The organism is Actinospica durhamensis (genome assembly GCF_018139695.1).
GTDB lineage: Bacteria > Actinomycetota > Actinomycetes > Streptomycetales > Catenulisporaceae > Actinospica > Actinospica durhamensis.
Genome location: NZ_JAGSOG010000524.1, coordinates 1 through 2,185, shown reverse-complemented (window position 1 = coordinate 2,185; position 2,185 = coordinate 1). Strand labels below are relative to the sequence as shown.

The 2,185-nt window shown below is 73.0% G+C and carries 3 protein-coding genes; all 3 read right to left on the bottom strand.

The window, feature by feature from the left end:
* Positions 1-204: adenosylhomocysteinase (locus KDL01_RS40685; RefSeq protein WP_212534066.1), on the bottom strand; the 204-nt coding region annotated here is incomplete at its 3' end.
* Positions 191-1,147: a methylenetetrahydrofolate reductase [NAD(P)H] gene (gene metF / locus KDL01_RS40680; RefSeq protein WP_307846805.1), complete on the bottom strand. Its 957-nt coding sequence runs from the start codon at positions 1,145-1,147 to the stop codon at positions 191-193. The genes KDL01_RS40685 and metF, both read right to left, overlap by 14 nt.
* Positions 1,144-2,154, bottom strand: a complete 1,011-nt coding sequence (locus tag KDL01_RS40675) for a carbohydrate kinase family protein (RefSeq protein ID WP_212534065.1) — start codon at positions 2,152-2,154, stop codon at positions 1,144-1,146. The genes metF and KDL01_RS40675 overlap by 4 nt, the downstream gene beginning before the upstream one ends.
* Positions 2,155-2,185 lie beyond the last annotated feature (31 nt).

Below are 2,185 nucleotides of genomic sequence, written 5' to 3'. Positions count from 1 at the left end.
GTGCAACGACCCGGTGATCCGCGCCCCGCGCAACGGCTGGGCCCCGGCGTACTCCCGCCGTACCGCCATCAGGCCCGGCATCTCATGCTCGGCCAGGCGGATCTCCTTGCGGCCGAACTCGGCCAGCCACAGGTCCCGGACCTTGAAGTCCGGCGCGGCGGCGCTCGGGGATACGGCTTCGCGGGCCGCGTCAGTGACGGTCATGTGCACTCCTGGGTGTGGGGACGGTTCCGCGGCCGCGCAGCCCGAGGTTCGCGTGGATGCGCAGTGCGGCCGTGGGACGGTTGAGCGTGATGAAGTGCAGGCCCGGCGCGCCCTCCGCGAGCAGCCGGCTCGCCAGTGCGGTGGCGTGTTCGACGCCGATGTCCAGGCCGTCCTCGGGACGTCCCGCGGCGGTGTGCAGGCGTGCGGCCAGGTCGCGGGGGAAGGTGGCCTCGCTGAGTTCGGCGAAGCGGCGGATCTGCCGGGCGTCGGTGGCCGGCATGATCTCCGGGATGATCGGGATCCGGCAGCCGGCCGCCTCGACCCGGTCGCGCAGGCGCAGATAGTCCTCGGCGCGGAAGAACATCTGGGTCACCGCGTAGTCCGCGCCGGCCCGGCACTTGGCGACGAAGTGGCGCAGATCGCTGTCCCAGTCGGGCGAGCGCGGGTGCTTCTCCGGGAACGCGGCGACGCCCACGCTGAAGTCGCCGGACCGCCGCAGCAGCCGCAGCAGGTCGACCGCGTGCGCCACGCCCTCGGGGTGCGCGGTCCACGGTCCGCGCGGATTGCCCGGGGGATCGCCGCGCAGGGCCAGCACGTCGCGCACGCCCGCGTCCGCGAGCCGCCCGATGATGTTGCGCAGCTGGGTGAGCGAGTGCCCGACCGCGGTCAGGTGGGCGACCGGCCGCAGCGTCGTCTCGGCGGCGATGCGTTCGGTGATGCGGATCGTGCGGTCCCTGGTCGAGCCGCCCGCGCCGTAGGTGACGGAGATGAACGCCGGACGCAGCGCCTCCACCCGGCGCACGGCATCCCAGAACGCCGGCTCGCCGGACTCCTGCTTCGGCGGCATGAACTCGAACGAGACAGTGCTCTGTCCCGCGGCGAGCAGCTCGCGGATGGTCGCCTGGTCGGGCCGGGTCGCCAGGGTTGCCGACGTCGTGCTCACGGCGTCGTTCCGGCCTTGAGCCGCGGAGACTCCCGGACGAGCCAGGGCTCGAAGTCGGTCGACACCTGCTCGCCGTACGCGCTCGCGAGGCGTTCGAGGATCTCCTCCGGGTGCGCGGCGTACGTCTGTGTGCCCACGGTCTCCAGGGTGAGCGCGGCCATCGCGCACCCGAGCTGGGCCGCGCGCTCCAGCGACAGGTTCCAGGAGCGGGCGGCCAGGAATCCGGCGCGCAGCGCGTCGCCGCAGCCGGTGGGGTCCGCGATGCCGGCGACCGGCACGGCGGGCACCTGCAGGTCGGTGCCGTCCGCGCTCTGCACGCGCACCCCGTCGCCGGCCAACGTGGTGACCCAGACCTCGACGCGTTCGGCGATCTCCTGCGGCGTCCACCCGGTGTGCTTGGTCAGCAGATCCCGCTCGTACTCGTTGCCGAACAGGTAGGCCGCCCCGTCGACCAGGCTCTTGATCCCCTCGCCGGGGATCCGGGCCAGCTGCTGCGAGGGGTCCGCGGCGAAGGGGATGCCGAGAGCGCGGCACTCGGCGGCGTGGCGCAGCATCGCGTCGGGGTCGTCCGCGCCGATCAGAACCAGGTCCACGGCTCCGGCGAGCTCGCGCACCCGGCCCAGGTCGAGGTGGCGCGCCTCGGCCATGGCGCCGGCGTAGAACGAGGCGATCTGATTGTTGTCGCGGTCCGTCGTGCACACGAACCGCGCGGTCTGGTGCCGGTCGGAGACCAGCACGTGCGTGGTGTCCACGCCGTTCTCCTCGAGCCAGGCCCGGTAGGAGTCGAAGTCCTGCCCGGCGGCGCCGAGCAGCAGCGGGGTCAGGCCGAGCCGGGCCAGCCCGAAGCAGATGTTCGGCCCGACCCCGCCGCGACGGACCTCGAGCTCGTCCACCAGGAACGACAGGGACACCGTGTGCAGCCGGTCTTCGAGGAGGTGGTCGGTGAACCGGCCGGGGAACGTCATCAGGTGGTCGGTGGCGATGGAACCGGTGACAGCGATGCGCATCAGGGGTCTCCGAAACCGGGAGGTCGGGGGC

What these genes read in the sequence shown, in the direction of transcription:
- KDL01_RS40675 (WP_212534065.1), bottom strand. Translation starts at nt 2,154, where the DNA reads ATGCGCATCGCTGTCACCGGTTCCATCGCCACCGACCACCTGATGACG.